The sequence below is a fragment of the Streptococcus mitis SK575 genome (assembly GCF_000257865.1).
GTDB classification, from domain to species: domain Bacteria; phylum Bacillota; class Bacilli; order Lactobacillales; family Streptococcaceae; genus Streptococcus; species Streptococcus mitis_CQ.
Window position 1 is genome coordinate 1 of record NZ_AICU01000043.1, and the last position, 1,533, is coordinate 1,533.

Annotated in this window: 1 protein-coding gene; it reads right to left on the bottom strand. The window is 41.1% G+C overall.

Annotation, left to right across the window (positions count from 1 at the left end; genetic code table 11):
* Nucleotides 1–99: 99 nt before the first annotated feature.
* Nucleotides 100–1,443 (bottom strand): DEAD/DEAH box helicase, encoded by a 1,344-nt coding sequence (locus tag HMPREF1048_RS06115; protein ID WP_004248705.1) that lies wholly within the window; start codon nt 1,441–1,443, stop codon nt 100–102.
* Between the last annotated feature and the right edge of the window lie 90 nt (nt 1,444–1,533).

The following is a 1,533-nucleotide window of genomic DNA, read 5'->3' on the forward strand; positions in this document are numbered from 1 at the left end:
GCATAGCGGGTGGTTTTTTTGTCTCGCACCTAACGGAGCGAGACGGACTGAAAGTCACATAATTAAAAAAGTTGGAGCTCAGTACTCCAACAATTACTATTAAAATGTTTGGCGTTTTGCTTTACGCTCTGCACGACCGCGAGCACGATTTTCGGCGCGCTTGGTTTTGCGGCGCTTTTCATCAACCGCCCATTGAATTTTCTTCTTATAACCTGGTTTGACTTTTTTCTTTTTCTTTTTAACCAAACCAATCATTTCGATATCAAGTTTATCTTGTTTTTTCTCACGGTTAGCACGACGATCACGGTCATAAGTATCTTGAAATTCCCCGTCTTTGACCATCTTAGGAGTAAACTTGATTCCCAATTTCTCCAACTCACGGATATCCGAGTCATCACTTGGCTGATAAAGGGTAATAGCTGTACCTGGTAGGCCATTGCGTCCAGTACGACCAACACGGTGGACAAAGAAAGATAAGTCTTGCGGAATGGCATCATTGATGACATGGCTGACACCTTCAATGTCAATCCCACGCGCCGCCAAGTCTGTTGCGACAATGTACTCAAAATCCAGATTTTTCACCTGATTCATGATTCGCTTACGTTCACGAGGGGCAATATCTCCATGGATTTTTGCCACCTTCAAGCCTTGAGCAGTCAGATATGAATGCAATTCATCAGCACGCGTTTTAGTGTTAACAAAAATCATTGCCAAATAAGGCTGCATCAACTGAGTCAACTGGTAAATTTGAGCATTCTTGTCACGTCCCTTAGTAGAAATCAACCAATTATCAATGGTATCAGAAATGACCGTTTTGGTCTTGATTTTCTCCATGACAGGATTTGACAAGTATTTTTTCAAGAATGGTTGCAACTTTTGTGGAATAGTCGCTGAGAAAACCATGAATTGCAAGTCTTTTGGAAGGCTTCCAGCAATCTTATCAACAGTTTCTAAGAATCCCATATCCAAGGTCATGTCTGCCTCATCGACCACAAAGGTCTTGGCCTTGTGAATAGCCAAATCACCAGATTTAACCAAGTCGTAGATACGGCCTGGTGTTCCGATAACAATATGAGGCTGATTGCTTGCCAATTTTTCAATCTGGCGAGCCTTATCCGTACCACCCACATAATTAACTACACGAACTTCCACTTCTGAGTGGGCAGCAATCTGACGGGCCGCTTGGTAAATTTGAGTAGCCAACTCACGACTCGGTGCAGTAATGACTGCTTGAACACTATCGCTAGCTTCATCTAATTGCTGGAAAATCGGCAACAAGAAAGTATGAGTCTTACCCGAACCTGTTTTTGATTCACCGACTAGGTCACGACCTGCCAAAACAATAGGAATCAACTTATCTTGCACCTCTGTTGGAATTGTAAATTTCAACTCCTCCAAGGCTTCTCTAATATAGTTTTTAAATTGAAATTTCGTAAATGACATAATATCCTCGATTCTATCTATCTTACCAATTATACCATATTTTATTTCATTTCAGTAGTCTCACTTATTTATACTCAATGAAAATCAAAG